Below are 18,877 nucleotides of genomic sequence, written 5' to 3' on the forward strand. Positions count from 1 at the left end.
TCTCGCGGGACAGCGCAGGCAGAAGGGGGCACAGAGTGACCGCTGAGGCCCGGGGAGCGGGTGCCCAGGAGGACCCCGCATCCGACGGCGAGCGACCGCTCGACATCGCGCTCCTCACCTACAAAGGGAACCCGTTCTGCGGCGGCCAGGGTGTCTACGTACGCCACCTGTCCCGCGAGCTGGCCCGCCTCGGCCACCGGGTGGAGGTCATCGGCTCCCAGCCGTACCCCGTCCTCGACGAGGGCTACCCCAACCTCACCCTGACCGAGCTGCCCAGCCTCGACCTCTACCGCCAGCCCGACCCCTTCCGCACCCCCGGACGGGACGAGTACCGGGACTGGATCGACGCCCTCGAGGTCGGCACGATGTGGACCGGCGGCTTCCCCGAGCCGCTGACCTTCTCGCTGCGCGCCCGCCGCCATCTGCGCGCCCGCCGCGGCGAGTTCGACGTCGTCCACGACAACCAGACCCTCGGCTACGGGCTGTTGGGCGACGTCGGCGCGCCCCTGATCACCACGATCCACCACCCCATCACCGTCGACCGGCAGCTGGAGCTGGACGCGGCCGACACCTGGCAGCGCCGCTTCTCGGTACGCCGCTGGTACGCCTTCACCCGGATGCAGAAGCGCGTCGCCCGCCGTCTGCCTTCCGTCCTCACCGTCTCCGGCACTAGCCGGCAGGAGATCGTGGACCACCTCGGCGTCCGTGACGACCGGATCCACGTGGTCCACATCGGCGCCGACACCGACCTGTTCGCGCCGAATCCGGCCGTCCCCGAGGTCCCCGGCCGGATCGTCACCACCTCCAGCGCCGATGTGCCCCTCAAGGGCCTGGTCTTCCTCGTGGAGGCGCTGGCGAAGGTGCGCACCGAGCATCCGGCCGCTCATCTCGTCGTCGTCGGCAAACGCCCGGCCGAGGGCCCGGTCGCCCAGGCGATCGAGCGCTACGGTCTCGACGCCGCCGTCGAGTTCGTCAAGGGCATCTCCGACGCCGAGCTGGTCGACCTGATCCGCTCGGCCGAGGTCGCCTGCGTGCCCTCCCTGTACGAGGGTTTCTCGCTGCCCGCCGCCGAGGCCATGGCCACCGGCACCCCGCTCGTCGCCACCACCGGCGGCGCCATCCCCGAGGTCGCCGGCCGCGACGGCGAGACCTGCCTGGCCGTGCCGCCCGGCGAGGCCGGGGCGCTGGCCGCCGGGCTCGGCCGACTGCTGGGGGACCCCGAGCTGCGGGCGCGGCTTGGTGCGGCGGGCCGTGAGCGGGTGCTGCGCCACTTCACCTGGGCCCGCGCCGCGGAGGGGACGGTGGCCCGCTACCGCGAGGCGATCGGCTGCTCCGCAGCCCAGAATCCCGGCCGCTCCGCGGCCTCGGCAAGTGTTGCAGGCATCTCTTCCGAAAGCAGGGCCACGTGCTGACCGTCGACTTCTCCCGGTTCCCGCTCGCCCCCGGCGACCGTGTCCTGGACCTCGGCTGCGGGGCCGGCCGGCACGCCTTCGAGTGTTACCGGCGCGGCGCCCAGGTCGTGGCCCTCGACCAGAACGCCGAGGAGATCCGCGAGGTCGCCAAGTGGTTCGCGGCGATGAAGGAGGCCGGCGAGGCTCCCGAGGGTGCCACCGCCACCGCCATGGAGGGCGATGCCCTCGCGCTGCCCTTCCCGGACGAGTCCTTCGACGTCGTCATCATCTCCGAGGTGATGGAGCACATCCCCGACGACAAGGGTGTCCTCGCCGAGATGGTGCGGGTGCTCAGGCCGGGCGGCCGCATCGCCGTCACCGTGCCGCGCTACGGCCCCGAGAAGGTCTGCTGGGCGCTGTCCGACGCCTACCACGAGGTCGAGGGCGGCCACATCCGCATCTACAAGGCCGACGAACTGGTCGCGAAGATCCGCGAAGCGGGCCTCAAGCCCTACGGCAGTCACCATGCACACGCCCTGCACTCACCGTACTGGTGGCTGAAGTGCGCCTTCGGCGTCGACAACGACAAGGCGCTGCCCGTGCGGGCGTACCACAAGCTGCTGGTCTGGGACATCATGAAGAAGCCGCTCGCCACCCGGGTCGCCGAGCAGGCGCTGAACCCGCTGATCGGCAAGAGCTTCGTGGTCTACGCGACCAAGCCGCATCTGCCCCGGGTGGACGCCAAGTGACCACTCCCCGGACAGAACACCTCGTCCTGCCCGGGGTCCTCACCGCCGAGCAGGCCGCCGCGACCGTCCGCGGCATTCTCGCCGTGCAGCGGGAGGACGGCGCGATCCCGTGGTTCCGCGGGCACCACCTCGACCCGTGGGACCACACCGAGGCCGCCATGGCCCTGGACGCGGCCGGCGAGCATGAGGCCGCCGAGCGGGCGTACACCTGGCTCGCCGCCCACCAGAACGAGGACGGCTCCTGGTACGCCGCCTATGCCGACGGCGCCCACGACGACGTCACCGACCGCGCCCGTGAGTCGAACTTCGTCGCCTACATAGCCGTCGGCGTCTGGCACCACTACCTCTCCACCGGCGACGACACGTTCCTGGACCGCATGTGGCCGTGTGTCTACGCGGCCACGGAGTGGGTGCTGCGGCTGCAGCAGCCGGGCGGGCAGATCGGCTGGCGCCGCGAGGACGACGGCACGGCGGCGACGGACGCGCTGCTGACGGGCAGCTCCTCCATCCACCACGCCCTGCGGTGCGCGCTCGCCATCGCCGAGGAACGCGAAGAGCCGCAGCCGGACTGGGAGTTGGCGGTCGGGGCGCTGCGGCACGCGATCCGCCGGCACCCCGAGCGCTTCCTGGACAAGGACCGCTACTCGATGGACTGGTACTACCCGGTCCTCGGCGGCGCGCTGACCGGCGTGGAGGCCAAGGCACGCATCGAGGAGTCCTGGGACCGGTTCGTCGTCCCCGGCCTCGGCGTGCGCTGCGTGATCCCCAACCCCTGGGTGACCGGTGGCGAGTCCAGCGAGCTGGCTCTGGCCCTGTGGGCGGTCGGCGAGTCCGACCGCGCCCTGGAGATCCTGCAGTCCATCCAGCACCTGCGCGATCCCGAGTCCGGCCTGTACTGGACGGGTTACGTCTTCGAGGACGGCGCGATCTGGCCCCGCGAGCTGACCACCTGGACGGCAGGCTCCCTCCTCCTCGCCGTGGCCGCGCTGGGCGGCCACGACGCCACGTGCGCGGTCTTCGGAGGAGGCCACCTGCCGACCGGCCTGGACCCCGACTGCTGCCGCTAGGCGGGAGCGGGCCGGGGTCCCGGCTTCAGCACCGGTGCACGCGGTGGCTGTGCCGTGGCCGACGAAGCGGCGGTGAGGCCGTATCCGGCGACCACCCCCGGGGGTGCCCCCCGGACCCCCGGGTCGCGGGGGTGGCCTGTCGCGTGGCCGGACCGCCGGGGGAGGGGTGGTGTGTCTGGTCGTGCCCCGCGGGGCGTGGTGCCGGTGTGTGCGGTCGTGCCGCCGGCGGGGGCTAGTGCCGGTGCATGCGGTTGGCGATGGCGTGGCCGATGAACAGGTAGACCACGGCGGCGAGGCCGTATCCGGCGACCACCCGGGCCCAGGCCTCGTCGAAGGTGAAGAGGTCGCGGGACCAGCCCGCCAGCACGGCGGCGGTGTCGTGCACGAACTGGACCAGGCTGTTGGCCCGGTTCGCCTCCAGTAGGTACATCAGTATCCACAGGCCGAGGATGAGGGCCATGACGTCGGCGACGACCGCGATGACCCTGCCGGCCTGATTCGCACCGTTGCGATATCGAGGGGACATACCTTCCGGATTGCCGGGCGGCGGGCGGTGAAACCCGAACGGCATCCGCCAAGTGGCGCACACGGCCGCCCAGGGCGAAGCTGCCCGAGGAAGCAGACCGCTCGGGGAGGAAACGTCCGGAGGACCCCGTGCCCGTACCGATACGGCGCCTCGTGGTGGCGCTCACCCTGTGCTGCGCTCTGGTGGCCGGTGCCACCGCCTGTGGAGGCGGCGAGAAGACCACCAGTACGAAGCAAACAACCTCGGCGGCCGCCGTCGACCAGGCCGCGCCCAGCCCGACCACATCCGCCGAACGCCAGAAGTTCGCCAAGACCCGGTTCATCGCGAACGCGGGGCTCGCCGCCGGCGCCACCTACCAGTGGATCGTGAAGCCCTGGAAGGCGGGCAAGTTCAAGAAGGGCGCCAAGGGCCGCAAGCTGGCCCTGGTGAAGGCCGGTCTCGCCGGTGCCTTCGCCTACAACCGGCTCAAGGCGGCGCAGAAGAACGCCCAGGGCGACCCGACGCTCTCCAAGGCCCTCGCGCCGCTCACCTCCGGTATCGAGGCCCTGAAGAAGCTGCCGTCCAAGCTCCGTAAGGGTGACGAGAAAGCGGCGAACTCCTTCGACGACGTCATCAACGACGTGAAGGACGCGGGCAAGAGTGCCGGCGCCCCGGTCAAGGACCAGGTGCCCTCGACCTCCCAGCTCTCCAAGGGCTAGGAGTTCAGCTCCGCCAGCACCCTGAGGGTGTGCGGGTCCGGTGACAGGGCCAGCAGGTCCGTCACCGGGCCCCTGCGCCACAACTCCAGCCGCTCGGCGATGCGTGCGCGCGGGCCGACCAGGGAGATCTCGTCGGCGAAGGCGTCCGGCACGGCCAGCACGGCCTCCTCCCGGCGTCCGGCGAGGAACAGCTCCTGGATCCGCCGGGCCTCCTCCTCGTACCCCATGCGGGCCATGAGGCCGGCGTGGAAGTTGCGGGCCGCGTGACCCATCCCGCCGATGTAGAAGCCGAGCATGGCCTTCACGGGCAGCAGCCCCTCGGCCACGTCGTCACAGACCCGCACCCGGGCCATCGGAGCCACCAGGAACCCCTCGGGCAACTCCCGCACCACGTCCCCGTACACCTCGGGCCGGCCGGGCGCCCAGTACAGCGGCAGCCAGCCGTCGGCGATCCGGGCCGTCTGGGCGACGTTCCGCGGGCCTTCCGCGCCGAGGAGGACGGGGAGGTCGCGGCGCAGGGGATGGGTGATCGACTTGAGCGGCCTGCCGAGGCCGGTGCCGTCCGGCCCGCGGTAGGGAAGGGGGTGGAACCGTCCCTCGGCCTCCACCGGTGCCTCCCGGCGCAGCACCTGCCGTACGACGTCCACGTACTCCCGGGTCGCGGTCAGCGGCGACTTCGGGAACGGGCGGCCGTACCAGCCCTCCACCACCTGCGGCCCGGACAGCCCGAGCCCGAGCAGCACGCGTCCGCCGGAGAGGTGGTCCAGGGTGAGTGCGTGCATCGCGGTGGCGGCCGGCGAGCGGGCGGCCATCTGGGCAACGGCCGTACCCAGCCTGATCGTCGAGGTCTGCGCGGCGATCCAGGTCAGCGGGGTGAAGGCGTCCGAGCCCCAGGACTCCGCCGTCCACACCGAGTGGTACCCGAGCCGCTCCGCCTCCCTGGCGAGCGGCACATGCCCGGCGTCCGGGCCGCGTCCCCAGTAACCGAGCGCGAGACCGAGCCGCATGTGCCTGCCTCCTGACGGTACGTCAGTTTCCCGACCGGAAGGCGACTGTACGACAACGGCCCCCCGCCCGGAAGGGCGAGGGGCCGTCGTGCGGTGCGGCGTGGGGCTCAGCCGCGCTGGATACCGGAGGTGTCCTGGAGGACGCCGCGGCGGCCGTCCTGGGTCTGCGCGACCAGCGCGGCACCGCGCTGCTCGACGGCCAGGTACCAGGTGCCGGGCGCCAGTTCGGCGATCGGGTTCGGCGAGCCGTCCTCCGCGAACAGCGGGCGGGTCACCGGCACGGCGAACCAGAACGGCGAGAAGTCCCCGGCGGCCGGCTGCGGCGCCGGAGCGCCCTGAGGGGCCGGAGCACCCTGCGGAGCCGGAGCACCCTGCGGGGCCGGCTGCCCGAACGGCTGGCCCGGCTGCGGCTGGGCACCGTACGGCTGCTGCGGCTGGGCGCCCGGGTAGCCGTAACCACCCTGCGGCTGGGCGCCGTAGGGCAGCGGGGCGACCGGCTTGGGAGCCGGGACCAGGGCGGCCTGGAGCGCGGGCACCAAGGGCGTGGCGATGGCGAAGCCCGACAGGACGAGACCGGCGATGAACCCGAGGATCAGGCCGGCGCCGGCGTCCGCGTTCTCCATGTCGAGCATCGTCCACAGCAGCGTCCAGGTCGCCATGATCGCGAACGCGGTGCCGACCGCGCCGAGGTCGAGCCCGGCCACCTTGCGCGGCTGCGGCAGGCAGCGGTTGACGACGATGAGAACGGCACCGATCACCGCGCCCATGTAGGTGCCCAGGCCCACGCCCAGGGATTCCCACGCGTTCCGGCTGTACTCGGAGCCGTAGCCGGAGATGCTGTAGAAGTCGAGGAACGACGCGATGAACAGCACCACCGCTGCTCCGATCACCACGCCGTCGCCTCTAGTGAGGGAGCGGATATTCACTTCAGGTCCTTCGTAGGTCGTCTCGTCGTCGGTAGACACTATCGTCCGCAAGATCCGGCTGTCCGGCCGGTTCCGCCCGTCGGTCAGGACCGACGCAGGAAACTCACGATTCCCTCAGAGATCCCTTGCGCCGCCTTCTGCCGCCAGGCGCCACTGGTCAGCAGTGCCGCGTCCTTGCTATCCCGCATGTTGCCGCACTCGATGAACACCTTGGGAACCGTTGACAGATTGAGACCACCCAGGTCCGTGCGCGTGACAAGACCGGTACCTCCGCCGAGGTAGTTGGAGGCCGGCTCACCGGTTTCGCGGACGAAGTGGCCCGCGACGCGCACCCCGAGGTCGTGGGAGGGGCCGACGATCCCACGGGTGTCGGCGGCACCGGAGTGCACGGACCCCGGCAGGATGACGTGGAAGCCGCGGTTGCCGGGCGCCGAGCCGTCGGCGTGCAGGGAGATGGCCGCGTCGGCGTGCGCCTCGTTCCCGGTCCGGGCCCGCTCGTCCACGCACGGCCCCCAGGCGGGGCTGTCCCCGTCGTACGTCAACTTCACCGTGGCGCCCTGCCGTTGAAGCAGTGCGCGCAGCCGGTGCGCCAGATCCAGGGTGAACCGGGCTTCCGTGTAACCGGCGTTGGTGGACGTTCCGGTGGTGTCGCACTCCTTCCAGTTCGTCCCGATGTCCACCTTGCGGTTGATCTCGGCCGCGTGCTGGAAGTTGCCCGGGTTGTGCCCGGGGTCGATGACGACGACCTTGCCCTTGAGCGGCCCGGAGCCGGTGGGCGGCGCCGTCGCGGACGGCGAGGGGGAGCGCTTGCCGTCGTCGGTGGGCGAGGCGGACAGGGCCGACGGGGAGGAGGACGCCGGGGCCGTGCGTGAGGCCGGGGCGGGGGAGGCCGCACGGTCCGAGCCGCCGCCACCCACCGCCTCGTACACCACCCAGCCGAGCAGGGCACCGGGCACCAGCGCGGCCAGCGCCACGGTCAGCGGGCCACGCCTGGGCCGGCGCGGCTGCGGGGGATCGAAGTCGGGGCCTACGTACGACACGCTGCCACCTTACGGGCCGACGGCACCCGGTCGCAGGGACTCAGATCCCCGCCCCCGTCCGCCGCAGCACGCGCAGCGAGCCCGTCGCCGAGATCTCCGTGAACGCCCCCGACTCCAGGGCTCGCAGATAGACCCGGTACGGCGCCTGGCCGGTGAACTCGTCCTCGGGGTGCGGGAAGACGTCGTGGATGACCAGCAGCCCACCCTCGGCGACATGGGGCGCCCAGCCCTCGTAGTCGGCGGTGGCGTGCTCGTCGGTGTGGCCGCCGTCGACGAAGACGAAACCGAGCGGGGAGTTCCAGATCGCCGCGATCTGCGGGGAACGGCCGACCAGGGCGACCACATGGTCCTCGAGCCCGGCCCTGAACAGCGTGCGGCGGAAGGCCGGCAGTGTGTCCATCAGGCCGATCTCGGGGTCCACCGTCTCCGGGTCGTGGTAGTCCCAGCCCGGTTGCTGCTCCTCGCTGCCCCGGTGGTGGTCGACCGTCAGCGCGGTGACCCCGGCCGCGCGGGCCGCGTCGGCGAGCAGGACGGTGGAGCGGCCGCAGTACGTGCCGACCTCCAGCAACGGCAGCCCCAGCCGTCCGGCCCCTACCGCCGCCGCGTACAGGGCCAGCCCCTCGTCCACGGGCATGAACCCCTTCGCCGCCTCGAACGCGGCCAGGATCTCGGGCTTGGGTGCGGCGGGCATGGGGGGCCTTTCGGTCGTACGGTTCGCGGGTAGGAGGTTGTCGGCACCCCATGCTGCCGCACCCCCGCCGGCCGGGCGACGGGGGGTGCGGGTGGCGGGCCCCCGAAGTGGCGCGGGGCCGTAGTGATGTGCGGCTCGCCGAGGGGGTGCGACCAGCCACACGACGGCGCAGCCGCCGGACGGCACCTCGTGGCACTCCCGGCGGAGCGAGGCGCGGCCGTCCCGCCGGAGCGCTACGCGCTGACCGGCTCGCCCGGCAGGGAGAGGTCCAGGTCGACGGTGTGGTCGTGGCCGGAGTGGGTCGCGGACGAGGCGAGCGGGCCGTGCCCGGCGGCCTTCGCGGCCACGACGTACGCGCCCTGCGCGGGGACGGCGAGGGCGTAGGAGCCGTCCTCCGCGGAGACGGCGGCGCCCGCCTGGCGGCCCCGGCGGTCGATCAGGGTGACCTTGGCCCGCGCCACCGGAGAGCCGTCGGCGCCCAGGACCCGGCCGCGGAAGCCCCGCAGCACCTCCTCGGCGCGCTCCAGACCGGCGTCCTCCTCGCTGCTCGCGCGGAGCTGGGTGTGCTGGGCCGGGCGGGCCGCCTTCGGCAGGAAGAAGGCCAGCAGCAGGCCCACCGCGACGGCGGCCGCGGCGATCAGGAAGGAGACACGGAAGCCGTGCATGGTCGGGATCGCGACGCCGCCCACGTCGTTCGCCGTGTTGGCCAGCACCATGCCGATGACGGCACTGGAGACGGACGTACCGATGGACCGCATCAGGGTGTTCAGACCGTTGGCCGCGCCGGTCTCCGAGGCCGGGACCGCGCCGACGATCAGCGCGGGAAGCGAGGAGTAGGCGAGGCCGATGCCGGCGCCGAGGACGACCGAGGTGACGATCGTCTGCCAGGCCGCGTCCATCAGGCCGAGGCCGCCGCCGTAACCGATCGCGATGATCAGCAGACCGATGATGAGGGTGGTCTTCGGGCCGTAGCGGGCCGACAGACGGGCGTACACCGGCGCCGTGAACATCATCGTCAGACCCAGCGGGGCCACGCACAGACCCGCGACCACCATGGACTGGCCGAGACCGTAACCGGTCGCGGCGGGCAGCTGGAGCAGTTGGGGCAGGACGAGGGAGACGACGTAGAAGCTGACGCCGACCATGATCGAGGCGAGGTTGGTGAGCAGCACCTCGCGGCGGGCGGTGGTGCGCAGGTCGACCAGGGGCGCCTGGACGCGCAGCTCGTACACGCCCCACAGGAGGAGCACGACCACGGCCGCGGCGAACAGGCCGAGGGTCGTACCGGAGGACCAGCCCCAGTCGCTGCCCTTGGTGATCGGCAGCAGGAGCAGCACCAGGCCGGTCGACAGGCCTGTCGCGCCGAGCAGGTCGAAGGAGCCCTCGGCCCGCATCGGGGACTCGGGCACGACGAGGAGGGTGAGGGCGATCGCGAGCGCGCCGAGGCCGGCGGCGCCGTAGAACAGGGCGTGCCAGTCCGTGTGCTGTGCCACCAGGGCCGCGGCGGGGAGGGCCAGGCCGCCGCCGACGCCGATCGAGGAGCTCATCAGGGCCATGGCCGAGCCGAGTTTCTCGCGCGGCAGCATGTCCCGCATCAGGCCGATGCCGAGCGGGATCGCGCCCATGGCGAAGCCCTGCAGGGTACGGCCCACGATCATGGTGAGCAGCTGGCTGGTGAGCGCGCTGACCAGGGCGCCGGCCACCATCACGGCGAGGCTGAGGATCAGCATCCGCCGCTTGCCGTACAGGTCGCCGAGCCGGCCCATGATCGGGGTGGCGACGGCGCCGGAGAGGAGGGTCGAGGTGAGGACCCAGGTGGCGTTGCTGGGGGTGGTCTCCAGCAGCTGTGGCAGGTCCTTGATGACCGGCACGAGCAGGGTCTGCATCACCGCGACCACGATGCCCGCGAAGGCGAGCACCGGGACCACGGCCCCGCCGGCCCGCCGGGTGGGTTGATCGGTCGTCGTGTGGGTCATTGAGTGAGGCCTCCCGCGTGACATGAGTGGTGGGTCAACCTCGTATGCGCAGGCAACTATTCCGTTGCTTCGGGCCCCTAATGAATCCTTGACCATCCCATGGGATTCTGATCTTCCGTCAGGGGTCTGGTCTGTTAATGGAACGCGTTCTAGTCTGGCGCGCCATGAAGGCCTATGTCGCCGGGATCGGGATGACCCGCTTCGAGAAGCCCGAGGCCCGCGAATGGCAGTACTGGGACATGGTCCGGGAGGCGGGCGGTGCGGCACTCGCGGACGCCGGAGTCGTCTACACCGATGTGGAACAGGTTTCCGTCGGCTACTGCTTCCAGCCGTCGACCGCCGGCCAGCGCGCCGCCTACGAACTCGGCCTCACCGGCATCCCCGTCTACAACGTCAACAACAACTGCGCGACCGGCGCCACCACGCTCATGCTCGCCCGCCAGCTCGTCGAGGGCGGGGTCTGCGACTGCGTCCTGGCGCTGGGGTTCGAGAAGATGAAGAAGGGGGCGCTCGGCTCCGGCGCACCGGGAGGTGACTTCTCCACGTCCCCGGTCGCCCGGCACTACGGCGTCATGGCCGCCCGCCACGGCTTCGAGGCGGCCCCGCCCACCGCGCAGATCTTCGGCGACGCGGCCCGCGAACACATGGAGAAGTACGGCACGACGGAGGCGCAGCTCGCCGCGGTCGCCGCCAAGAACCACCGGCACTCCGCGCACAACCCCCGCGCCCAGTTCCGGGACGTGTACGAGGTGGCCGACGTCCTCGCCGCCCGCATGGTGCACCGGCCGCTCACCAAGCTCCAGTGCTCGCCGACCTCGGACGGCGCGGCGGCGGCCGTGGTGGTCTCGCAACGGTTCGCGCGGGAGCGCTCCCTGACCGGTCTGGTCGAGATCGCCGGGCAGGCCATGACCACGGACACCGAGGAGTCCTTCGCGTCCGGCTCCTGCATCGACGTCGTCGGGCAGCCCATGTCCCGCGCCGCTGCCCGGCAGGCCTGCGAACGTGCCGGGCTCGGCATCGAGGACGTGCACGTGATCGAGCTGCACGACTGCTTCTCCGTCAACGAACTGCTGACCTATGAGGCGCTCGGCATGTGCGCGGCCGGTGAGTCCGGCAGGCTCGTGGAGTCCGGGGCGACGACGTACGGCGGCCGCTGGGTGGTGAACCCGTCCGGCGGGCTCATCTCCAAGGGCCATCCGCTGGGCGCCACCGGCCTCGCGCAGACCGCCGAGCTGGTGTGGCAGCTGCGCGGCGAGGCGGGCGAGCGGCAGGTACCCGGCGCACGGGTCGCACTCGCGCACAACATCGGGCTGGGCGGCGCGGCGGTGGTGACGGTGCTGCGGGCGGTGTAGGCCATGGGCCGGGCGCGGCTGCCGCCGAAGCGCTTGGCTGAGACAGAGGGTCTCCGAATTCTCCGAGCGAGGCAACGGTCCGGGCGGCTCAGGGACTCCTTCTGACATCAAGGAGGTGCCCATGGGGGACGGGAAGAAGGCTCGGAGCGAGGAGTTCCAGAGCTTCATGGTCGGCCGCTGGCCGCGGCTGATGCGTACGGCATTTCTCCTCACGGGGGAACAGCACGCCGCCGAGGACCTGGTCCAGTCGACGCTCGAACAGGTCTACGTGGCCTGGCGCAGGGTCGGTGGCGCCGACGACCCGGAGGCGTATGTACGGCGCGTGATGATCAACGCGCATGCCCGCAAACACCGGAGAAGGCTGAAGGAGTTCCTGGCTCCGAAGGACGACTCGGGCCTGGTGCACGAGGTGGCCGACACGGGGGACCGGATCGCGCAGGCCGACGACCGCAGCGCCCTGCTCAAGGCGCTCGCCCAACTGCCCGTGCGGCAGCGGGAGGCGGTGGTCCTGCGCTACTGGGAGGACCTGACGGAGACCCAGGCGGCGGAGGCGATGGGCTGCTCGGTCGGCACGGTGAAGAGCAACGCCGCCAAGGGGATCGCGAAACTCCGGGCCATACCGGGACTGGCCGAGACGGTGACGCACGGAGGGCGGAAGTGATGAGCGCGGACCGGGAGAACCACGACATGACACAGACGGACATCACCTTCCTCCTCGCGGAGGCCGCGGACGAGGTCGAGGTCGGCATAGCCCCGGTCCAGGCGGTCATCCGCGGCGGCCGGCGGCGCAGGGCGCGCCGCTGGGCGGTGACCGCGGCGACGGCGCTGGTGGTGGCGGGGTCGATGGGGTCGACGCTGGCGGTGACGGGGTTGCCGGGGGACGGCCGCGGGGACCGGGGGGCCGGCGTGGCCGACGGGCCGGTTGCTCCGGACGCACGGCATGTGTACGCGCCGCAGGTCACCCGCATGGGCTGGGGCACCTATCGGGGCAGGGAGTGGGCCGTCAGTCTTCAGGTCTGGGATGCGCCGCGTGACGAGGTCGAGGCCGAACGGCAGTTGGAGGCGATGACCGCGTGGGGCGTCGAGCCCGTGAAGCCGACTGCGTGGGGCGCCGTGGATGTGGGGGGACCCGCCGATCTGATCGGCAGGACCTCGTACTTCGCCATGCACAGCTACGGCGGCTCCATCGGGATTCCGGAGCTGGTCAACACCGTCGGCAAGCCTCAGCGCCTGTCGGGCGCGGACCTGGAGGCCCGTGCGACCCGGCTGGGGGACCAACCCGAAAGTGCCGGCCGCCTCGTGATAGGGCTCGTCGCCAAGACCGCCAAGGAGGTCACCTGCACCTGGAAGGACGGCCGCACCACCGTGGCCGTGCCGGAACCCGGGAACTCCGCGCTGCGCCCCGAGGACGGGGTGATCCGGCCGGTCCACGGCTACCCCGGCGCGAACTGGTTCGTCTGCGTGGCGCCGGACGGCACGACGTACAAGTCGGCGAAGGTGACCGGATGACCCGGAACGGAAGCGCCCTGGTCACAGCCACCCCTGCTGCCGGGCCTCCCGTACCGCCTCCGCCCGGTTCCGGGTACCCGTCTTGCCGATCGCCGAGGACAGGTAGTTGCGCACGGTCGACTCGGACAGGTGGAGCCGCCCGGCGATGTCGGCGACGGTCGCCCCGTCCACCGACGCCTTCAGCACCTCGCACTCGCGAGCCGTCAGCGGATTCGGCCCGGCGCTGAGCGCGGCGGCGGCCAGCGCCGGATCGACCACGGTCTCTCCGGCGAGTACGCGCCGGATCGCCGTGGCCAGCTCCTCCACCGGCCCGTCCTTGACGAGGAACCCGGCCGACCCGGCCTCCATGGCCCGGCGCAGATAACCGGGCCGGCCGAAGGTGGTGAGGATCAGCACCCGGCAGTCGGGCGCCTGCTCCCGCAGCTCGGCCGCCGCGTCCAGCCCGCTGGTGCCCGGCAGCTCGATGTCCAGCAGGGCCACGTCCGGACGGTGGGTGAGTACGGCGTCCACGATGGCGTCGCCCGAGGACAGCTGAGCCACGACCTCGATGTCCTCCTCCATGCCGAGCAGCAGGGCGAGCGCGCCGCGCATCATGCCCTGATCCTCCGCGAGCAGAACCCGGATGGACTTGGCGGGCCGGCGCTCCCGGGGCGATTCGTTCATGCGCTCAGATTACGGCCGACGCGCGAACCCACCGCCGGGCCGAGGACTCAAGGCACTTGCGCGCGCCTCCCGGTGTGGCGATACGATACGTCTCGTCTTGTTCATCGAGGAGAGGAGCCCGACGTGGAAAGGTTCGTGGATGCAGCGCCCGGCGTGCGTCTGTGGGTGGAGGACCGTGGCGCCGCCGACCTGCCACCGCTGTTGATGATCATGGGTGCTCAGGCATCGGGCCTGGGCTGGCCGGACGAACTGGTGGACAGGCTCGCAACCCGCCACCGCGTCATCCGCTACGACCACCGTGACACCGGCCGCTCCACCTGGTCGTTCGACCAGCAGCCCTATCCGCTCACCGAACTGGCACAGGACGCCGTCACGGTGCTGGACCGCCTCGGGATAGAGCGTGCCCACATCGTCGGCATGTCCTTAGGGGGCATGCTCGCTCAGCTGCTCATCGCAGACCATGCGGACCGAGTGCTCAGCGCCACCCTCATCGGCACCAGCGCCCTGAGTACCGTCTCCTACGTGCACCCCGACGGAACCCGGACCGCGCCCGAAGACCTCCCCGGGGTCGCACCGCGGCTGCTGGACATGTGGGCCCGTCCCGTGGTGGACCGGGGACCGGACGCCGAGTTGGAGCGGCGGGTCGAACACTGGCGGGCGTTGAGCGGCGACCAGCTTCCCTTCGACGCCGAGTACGCCCGCGCCCTCGAAACGAAGATCATCGAGCACACCGGGCACTACGCCACCAGCACCGCACACGCCCGGGCCGACACCTCCGGCATGGAGCGCACCGAGCGGCTCGCCCGGACGAGCGTGCCCACCCTCGTCATCTCGGCCCCCGCCGAACCCGTCGTCCCACCGCCCCACGCCCATCACCTCGCCCAGGCCATCCGCGGCGCACGCGTCGTCGACATCCCCGGCATGGGCCACGCCCTTCCGCGCGAGGTGCACACCCCGCTCGCCGACGCCCTCCTGGCCCACACCGCGGCGGCCGCGCACGGCGGCTGACGCGCTGAGGTGGAGCCCTCAGACGCGGAGTGCGGTGTCGAGATGACGGATGAGCTCCCCCACGCGTCCGCCGCCGGGAGGGGCGGTGGGGAGCCGGCCGAGCACCGCGGTGACCGCCGGCGGCGCGTGATGGAGCGCCCATTCAAGGGTCCCCGCGGCGACGGGCTGGTCCTCATCGGATGTCAGCTCTTCCGCCCGTGCCGCGTGCGCCGCCGCACCGAGAATGTGTTTCACCTGGTGAGCGCTTGCCAGGGGATGAAGGTACGCGGCGGCGGCCGCATGGCTCGCCGCTCGCGCCGCGTCGGCCGCGGCGGGCGAAGCGGCTTCCTGTGCCGCTTTGTACGCCGCCCACGCGCTCTGCCGCAGAGCCCCGTCGCGCCGGCCGCCCCCGGCGAAAACGCATGCGGCATCGATGGCGTCGCGAGGGCGTGTGTCGGCAGGGAGGGTCTGTTCGAAGATCGACAGCACCCTGCGCGCACAATCAGCCGCGTAGCCCGCGATCTCACGAAGCTCGTGTTCGTTCAGCTCGATCTGGTCCGATTCGGTTGGCACGGCTCCATCCTGCCGCAAGCCGCCCCGCGTCGGATGCCGTCCCCGGAGGTCGGCCTTCCCCCTGTCCGGGGCACCCGGCGGCTCCAAGGCCCGCGCCGGCAGCGCCTCTTGGACGGACCACGTCAGCCGGGCGGTCAGCTCACCCCGGGCGCCGCAGCCACCGCTGTAGCCGCGGCTGCCGTCAACTCCTCAGGATCCGCCGGGAGCTCCGCGGTGACCGTGAAACCGCCGCGTGGCGACGGGCCGGCCGTCAGGGAGCCGCCCGCCGCCGCGAGGCGCTCGGTCAGCCCCGTCAGACCCGTGCCGCCGATGCCCTCCCGGGGCCGGCTGACGGCCTTGCCGGTCCCGTTGTCGGTGACCGTGAGCCGGACCCGCTCGGCGGCGCCCTCGACGGTGATCTCGCAGCGGCCGGCATCGCTGTGCCGGACCACGTTGGTGACCGCCTCGCGCACCACCCAGCCGAGCAGCATCTCGGCCTGCGGGGCGAGCGGTGTCCCGGTCTGGCGGACCACCGGCTCCACGCTCGCCGCGGACAGCGCCGACCGGGCCCGGGTCAGTTCGGTGGCCAGACTGCCCTCGCGGTAGCCGGTCACCGCCTCGCGGATCTCGGTGAGTGCCTGCCGGCCCACCGACTCGATGTCGGTGATCTGCGCCAGCGCCGCGTCCATGTCGCGCGGGGCCAGCCGCCGGGCCGCCTCCGACTTCACCACGATCACCGACAGGGTGTGCCCGAGCAGGTCGTGCAGATCCCGGGAGAAGCGCAGCCGCTCCTTCTCCACCGCCCGCCGGGCCAGTTCCTCGCGAGCGGCGCGCAGTTCCCGTACCGCCTCGGACAGGCTGAGGATCGCGGCGGTCACCATGCTGGAGAGGAAGGTGGCGTAGCCGATGTTCGTCGCGTCTCCCCAGCCGCCCCGCACACCGGAGACGACGCCCGCGTACACCGACAGCAGCAGACCGATGCGGCCCAGCCGCGGGCCGCGCAGAGTGGCGCCCGTGGCGAGACCCAGCAGCGGGAAGAAGAGCAGCCAGCTGCCGCCGTAGCCGAGGGCCAGGCCCGTGGTGAGCAGCCCCATCAGGCCGAGCGCCACCCGCGTGGACACCGACTCGCGCTTGTCCCGGTCGAAGGAGCGGAAGGTGACATGGATGTAGAGGGAGTTGAAGGCCAGCAGACCCAGGCCGCCGATCCAGGGGCTGGGGGTCCTGCCCTGGAGCAGGTTGGAAAAGGACCCGAGGCCCATCAGCAGCCAGGGCAGCAGGGTGAAGCCGGTGGGCGGCGGTCCCGGATGGTCGACGCGCGGAGCCCCGCCGTTCTTCCGGACGGCCCGTCGCGCGGCCTTGAAGCGTTCGTGCTCCGCCCGCCACAGCAGCCGTTCCGTCCGCCAGGCCGCCATCTGGCACCGCAGTCTCCGCCACCATGTCATCTCTGTGTCCCCCGGTCGGATGGTCCGCGCACCACGGCGGTGCGGCAGCACAGCGTACGAATCGGACGGTACGCAACCGCACCCCGGCTCCGGCAGATGCACTTGTACGGAGCCGCGCGGTACACATGTCACAGCTCACCGCCCGGTCGGCTGACGTAGCGTCAGGAGCCTTCACAAGTGCGGAACGCTGGGCTATACAGGGGGGCGCCGGACTGGAACGTGTTCTAGGTCGGCCCGTAGCGACCTCGGTGCGGCCGACGGTGCGGACGGCCGTGCCGGGGTCTTCGGCGATCCGGAAGACCTCCCCTGCCGCCACGTCAGGAGCCTCATGCCCATCGACGCAGCCTTGGCCCTCGCCGCCGAGCCCCGCTCCGGCGAGATCAGCTGGACCCCCAAGGACGTGCAGCTCTACCACCTCGGTATCGGCGCCGGAATCCCCGCCACCGATCCGGACGAGCTGCGCTACACCCTGGAGTCCCGGCTGCACGTCCTGCCGAGCTTCGCCACCGTCGCGGGCGCCGGCTCACCCGGAGTGATCAGCGGGCTGTCCATGCCCGGCGTCGATGTCGACCTGACCAAGGTCCTGCACGGGGGCCAGAGCCTGACGATCCACCGTCCGATCCCCGCGGCGGGCACCGCCACCGCCACCGGCCGCATCGCCGCCGTCCACGACAAGGGCACCGCCGCCGTCCTCGTCATGCGCACCGAAGTCGCCGACGCCGGCGGCCCGTTGTGGACCAACGACGCCCAGATCTTCGTACGCGGCGAGGGCGGCTGGGGCGGTGACCGCGGCCCCTCCACTCGGCTGGATCCGCCCACCGGCGAGCCCGACCGGACCGTCGACCGGCCGATCCGCGAGGACCAGGCCCTCCTCTACCGTCTCTCCGGCGACTACAACCCCTTGCACGCCGACCCGGAGTTCGCCAAGCTCGCGGGTTTCGACCGGCCGATCCTGCACGGGCTGTGCACCTACGGCATCACCCTCAAGGCGGTCGTCGACACGCTGCTCGGCGGCGATGTGACCCGGGTCCGCTCCTACACCACGCGCTTCGCGGGGGTCGTCCACCCGGGCGAAACCCTGCGCGTCCGGATGTGGCGCGAAGGCGGGGCGGGCCGGGTGCGGGTCGCGGTGGGCGCGGTGGAGCGGGACGACGCGCCGGTCCTCGCCGACACCATCGTCGAACACTCCTGAGCAGCCCACCGCCAGAGGGGAGCCGCACCATGCGCGCAGCCGTACTGCACGAGATCGGCCAGGAAAAGCTGGAGATCCTCGACGACGTCGAGGCGGTGGGCTTCGGGCCCGGCAAGGTACGGGTCCGGGTCCGGGCCACCGGCCTGTGCCACTCGGACCTGTCCGCGATGAACGGGGTGCTGCCGCAACCCGCGCCGTTCGTCCCCGGCCACGAGGGTGCGGGTGAGATTCTCCACGTCGGGGAGGGCGTGCGGCACCTGAAGCCGGGCGACCGGGTGGTGATCTGCTGGCTGCCCGCCTGCGGCGCCTGTCCCGCGTGCAGGCGCGGCCAGACCGAGCTGTGCCTGGCCGGGTTCATGAACGCGGGCACCCCGAACTTCCGGCGCTCCGGGGGGGACGTGTTCGGCTTCGCGGGCACCGGCACCTTCGCCGAGGAGGTCGTCGTGGACGCCGGCTGCGCCGTCCCCATCCCGGACGACGTGCCCTTCGACATCGCCGCGCTGATCGGCTGCGGGGTGACCACCGGGCTCGGCGCCGCCCTCAACACCGCGGACGTGGCGGCCGGTTCGTCGGTCGCCGTCATCGGCTGCGGAGGCGTCGGCATCTGCGCCGTCCAGGGTGCGCGGCTGAAGGGCGCCGCCGAGATCGTCGCCGTCGACCCGGTCGCCTCACGCCGGGAATCCGCCCTCAAGTTCGGTGCCACCAGGGCCGTTGCGCCGGACGAGCTGCCCGACGCCAGGCAGCGGGTCACCGGCGGTGAGGGTTTCGACTACGTCTTCGAGGTCGTCGGCAGGTCCACCACCGCCCGCACCGCCTACGAGAACACCCGGCGCGGCGGCACCCTAGTCGTGGTCGGCGCGGGCGCCATGGACGACTTCCTCCAGCTCAACATGTTCGAGCTGTTCTTCGACGAGAAGCGCATCCTGCCGTCCCTGTACGGCGGCGGGGACGTGCTGCGCTCCTACGAGCGCACCATCGCCCTGTGGCGGGCCGGCCGCCTTGACCTGGCGGGCCTGATCACCCACCGGGTGCACCTGGCGGAGATCAACGAGGCACTGGACCAGATGCGTACCGGGACCGCCCTGCGTACGTGCATCGAGATCTGAGGA

19 protein-coding genes are annotated in these 18,877 nt (G+C 72.1%); 10 read left to right on the forward strand and 9 right to left on the reverse strand.

Going from position 1 to position 18,877, the window contains the following annotated elements:
* The first annotated feature begins 35 nt into the window (after positions 1–35).
* From ABZ079_RS04510 to ABZ079_RS04520, 3 genes are read left to right on the forward strand one after another with little or no spacing between them, the layout of a single operon-like run.
* Complete coding sequence (locus tag ABZ079_RS04510; RefSeq protein ID WP_356937901.1) at positions 36–1,412, forward strand: glycosyltransferase family 4 protein; 1,377 nt, start codon at positions 36–38, stop codon at positions 1,410–1,412.
* A complete protein-coding gene (locus ABZ079_RS04515) occupies positions 1,406–2,140 on the forward strand; it encodes a class I SAM-dependent methyltransferase (protein ID WP_356937902.1) in 735 nt (244 codons plus the stop codon). Before ABZ079_RS04510 ends, ABZ079_RS04515 begins: the two co-directional genes overlap by 7 nt.
* The gene (locus ABZ079_RS04520) at positions 2,137–3,207 is read left to right on the forward strand and encodes a prenyltransferase (RefSeq protein WP_356937903.1); all 1,071 of its coding nucleotides are present in this window, start codon (positions 2,137–2,139) and stop codon (positions 3,205–3,207) included. Before ABZ079_RS04515 ends, ABZ079_RS04520 begins: the two co-directional genes overlap by 4 nt.
* A 232-nt stretch (positions 3,208–3,439) precedes the next feature.
* Here ABZ079_RS04520 and ABZ079_RS04525 read toward each other — a convergent pair whose 3' ends face one another.
* The gene (locus ABZ079_RS04525) at positions 3,440–3,733 is read right to left on the reverse strand and encodes a hypothetical protein (RefSeq protein ID WP_356937904.1); all 294 of its coding nucleotides are present in this window, start codon (positions 3,731–3,733) and stop codon (positions 3,440–3,442) included.
* A 128-nt stretch (positions 3,734–3,861) separates the two neighbouring features.
* Between ABZ079_RS04525 and ABZ079_RS04530 the strand changes: the two genes are divergently transcribed.
* Complete coding sequence (locus tag ABZ079_RS04530) at positions 3,862–4,431, forward strand: hypothetical protein (RefSeq protein ID WP_356937905.1); 570 nt, start codon at positions 3,862–3,864, stop codon at positions 4,429–4,431.
* Here ABZ079_RS04530 and ABZ079_RS04535 read toward each other — a convergent pair.
* The 5 genes from ABZ079_RS04535 to ABZ079_RS04555 all read right to left on the reverse strand — a co-directional run bounded on the left by ABZ079_RS04535 (position 4,428) and on the right by ABZ079_RS04555 (position 10,071).
* Positions 4,428–5,438: an LLM class F420-dependent oxidoreductase gene (locus ABZ079_RS04535; protein WP_356937906.1), complete on the reverse strand. Its 1,011-nt coding sequence runs from the start codon at positions 5,436–5,438 to the stop codon at positions 4,428–4,430. The two genes, ABZ079_RS04530 and ABZ079_RS04535, sit on opposite strands and share 4 nt — an antisense overlap.
* A 107-nt stretch (positions 5,439–5,545) precedes the next feature.
* Positions 5,546–6,364 (reverse strand): DUF5336 domain-containing protein, encoded by an 819-nt coding sequence (locus tag ABZ079_RS04540; RefSeq protein ID WP_356937907.1) that lies wholly within the window; start codon positions 6,362–6,364, stop codon positions 5,546–5,548.
* Between the two features lie 83 nt (positions 6,365–6,447).
* Positions 6,448–7,404, reverse strand: coding sequence for an N-acetylmuramoyl-L-alanine amidase (locus ABZ079_RS04545; protein WP_356937908.1), 957 nt, complete (start codon positions 7,402–7,404; stop codon positions 6,448–6,450).
* Positions 7,405–7,444: 40 nt separating this feature from the next.
* The gene (locus ABZ079_RS04550; RefSeq protein ID WP_356937909.1) at positions 7,445–8,095 is read right to left on the reverse strand and encodes a class I SAM-dependent methyltransferase; all 651 of its coding nucleotides are present in this window, start codon (positions 8,093–8,095) and stop codon (positions 7,445–7,447) included.
* Between the two features lie 233 nt (positions 8,096–8,328).
* A complete protein-coding gene (locus ABZ079_RS04555) occupies positions 8,329–10,071 on the reverse strand; it encodes an MFS transporter (protein ID WP_356937910.1) in 1,743 nt (580 codons plus the stop codon).
* Positions 10,072–10,235: 164 nt separating this feature from the next.
* Between ABZ079_RS04555 and ABZ079_RS04560 the strand changes: the two genes are divergently transcribed.
* From ABZ079_RS04560 to ABZ079_RS04570, 3 genes are all read left to right on the forward strand, one after another.
* Complete coding sequence (locus ABZ079_RS04560; RefSeq protein WP_356937911.1) at positions 10,236–11,423, forward strand: beta-ketoacyl synthase N-terminal-like domain-containing protein; 1,188 nt, start codon at positions 10,236–10,238, stop codon at positions 11,421–11,423.
* Between the two features lie 121 nt (positions 11,424–11,544).
* On the forward strand, positions 11,545–12,084 hold the full coding sequence (locus ABZ079_RS04565) for a SigE family RNA polymerase sigma factor (RefSeq protein ID WP_356937912.1): 540 nt from the start codon (positions 11,545–11,547) through the stop codon (positions 12,082–12,084).
* On the forward strand, positions 12,084–12,932 hold the full coding sequence (locus ABZ079_RS04570; protein ID WP_356937913.1) for a hypothetical protein: 849 nt from the start codon (positions 12,084–12,086) through the stop codon (positions 12,930–12,932). The genes ABZ079_RS04565 and ABZ079_RS04570 overlap by 1 nt, the downstream gene beginning before the upstream one ends.
* 21 nt (positions 12,933–12,953) lie before the next feature.
* Here the strand turns inward: ABZ079_RS04570 and ABZ079_RS04575 are convergent, their stop codons facing one another.
* Positions 12,954–13,595 carry a response regulator transcription factor gene (locus tag ABZ079_RS04575; RefSeq protein ID WP_356937914.1) on the reverse strand — a complete coding sequence of 214 codons (642 nt, stop codon included), beginning with the start codon at positions 13,593–13,595 and terminating at the stop codon, positions 12,954–12,956.
* 123 nt (positions 13,596–13,718) lie between these two features.
* Between ABZ079_RS04575 and ABZ079_RS04580 the strand changes: the two genes are divergently transcribed.
* Entirely contained in the window at positions 13,719–14,603 is an 885-nt protein-coding gene (locus ABZ079_RS04580) for an alpha/beta hydrolase (RefSeq protein WP_356937915.1), read from the forward strand.
* Between the two features lie 18 nt (positions 14,604–14,621).
* Here the strand turns inward: ABZ079_RS04580 and ABZ079_RS04585 are convergent, their stop codons facing one another.
* Both ABZ079_RS04585 and ABZ079_RS04590 read right to left on the reverse strand, forming a co-directional pair.
* Positions 14,622–15,155 carry a putative immunity protein gene (locus ABZ079_RS04585; protein ID WP_356937916.1) on the reverse strand — a complete coding sequence of 178 codons (534 nt, stop codon included), beginning with the start codon at positions 15,153–15,155 and terminating at the stop codon, positions 14,622–14,624.
* A gap of 134 nt (positions 15,156–15,289) precedes the next feature.
* The gene (locus ABZ079_RS04590; protein ID WP_356937917.1) at positions 15,290–16,546 is read right to left on the reverse strand and encodes a sensor histidine kinase; all 1,257 of its coding nucleotides are present in this window, start codon (positions 16,544–16,546) and stop codon (positions 15,290–15,292) included.
* A 358-nt stretch (positions 16,547–16,904) separates the two neighbouring features.
* Here ABZ079_RS04590 and ABZ079_RS04595 point away from each other — a divergent pair, with 358 nt between their 5' ends.
* Together ABZ079_RS04595 and ABZ079_RS04600 are read left to right on the forward strand one after the other, a co-directional pair.
* The gene (locus tag ABZ079_RS04595; RefSeq protein ID WP_356937918.1) at positions 16,905–17,768 is read left to right on the forward strand and encodes a MaoC/PaaZ C-terminal domain-containing protein; all 864 of its coding nucleotides are present in this window, start codon (positions 16,905–16,907) and stop codon (positions 17,766–17,768) included.
* A gap of 29 nt (positions 17,769–17,797) precedes the next feature.
* Positions 17,798–18,874, forward strand: a complete 1,077-nt coding sequence (locus ABZ079_RS04600) for a Zn-dependent alcohol dehydrogenase (protein ID WP_356937919.1) — start codon at positions 17,798–17,800, stop codon at positions 18,872–18,874.
* Positions 18,875–18,877: the final 3 nt, after the last annotated feature.

The organism is Streptomyces sp. NPDC006314 (genome assembly GCF_040613075.1).
Taxonomy (GTDB): Bacteria; Actinomycetota; Actinomycetes; order Streptomycetales; family Streptomycetaceae; genus Streptomyces.

Excerpts from the sequence above, each read along its gene's own strand:
- ABZ079_RS04525 (WP_356937904.1), bottom strand. The coding sequence starts at position 3,733 with ATGTCCCCTCGATATCGCAACGGTGCGAATCAGGCCGGCAGGGTCATC.
- ABZ079_RS04535 (WP_356937906.1), bottom strand. The coding sequence starts at position 5,438 with ATGCGGCTCGGTCTCGCGCTCGGTTACTGGGGACGCGGCCCGGACGCC.
- ABZ079_RS04550 (WP_356937909.1), bottom strand. The coding sequence starts at position 8,095 with ATGCCCGCCGCACCCAAGCCCGAGATCCTGGCCGCGTTCGAGGCGGCG.
- ABZ079_RS04555 (WP_356937910.1), bottom strand. The coding sequence starts at position 10,071 with ATGACCCACACGACGACCGATCAACCCACCCGGCGGGCCGGCGGGGCC.
- ABZ079_RS04560 (WP_356937911.1), top strand. The coding sequence starts at position 10,236 with ATGAAGGCCTATGTCGCCGGGATCGGGATGACCCGCTTCGAGAAGCCC.
- ABZ079_RS04565 (WP_356937912.1), top strand. The coding sequence starts at position 11,545 with ATGGGGGACGGGAAGAAGGCTCGGAGCGAGGAGTTCCAGAGCTTCATG.
- ABZ079_RS04570 (WP_356937913.1), top strand. The coding sequence starts at position 12,084 with ATGAGCGCGGACCGGGAGAACCACGACATGACACAGACGGACATCACC.
- ABZ079_RS04575 (WP_356937914.1), bottom strand. The coding sequence starts at position 13,595 with ATGAACGAATCGCCCCGGGAGCGCCGGCCCGCCAAGTCCATCCGGGTT.
- ABZ079_RS04590 (WP_356937917.1), bottom strand. The coding sequence starts at position 16,546 with ATGGCGGCCTGGCGGACGGAACGGCTGCTGTGGCGGGCGGAGCACGAA.
- ABZ079_RS04595 (WP_356937918.1), top strand. The coding sequence starts at position 16,905 with ATGCCCATCGACGCAGCCTTGGCCCTCGCCGCCGAGCCCCGCTCCGGC.
- ABZ079_RS04600 (WP_356937919.1), top strand. The coding sequence starts at position 17,798 with ATGCGCGCAGCCGTACTGCACGAGATCGGCCAGGAAAAGCTGGAGATC.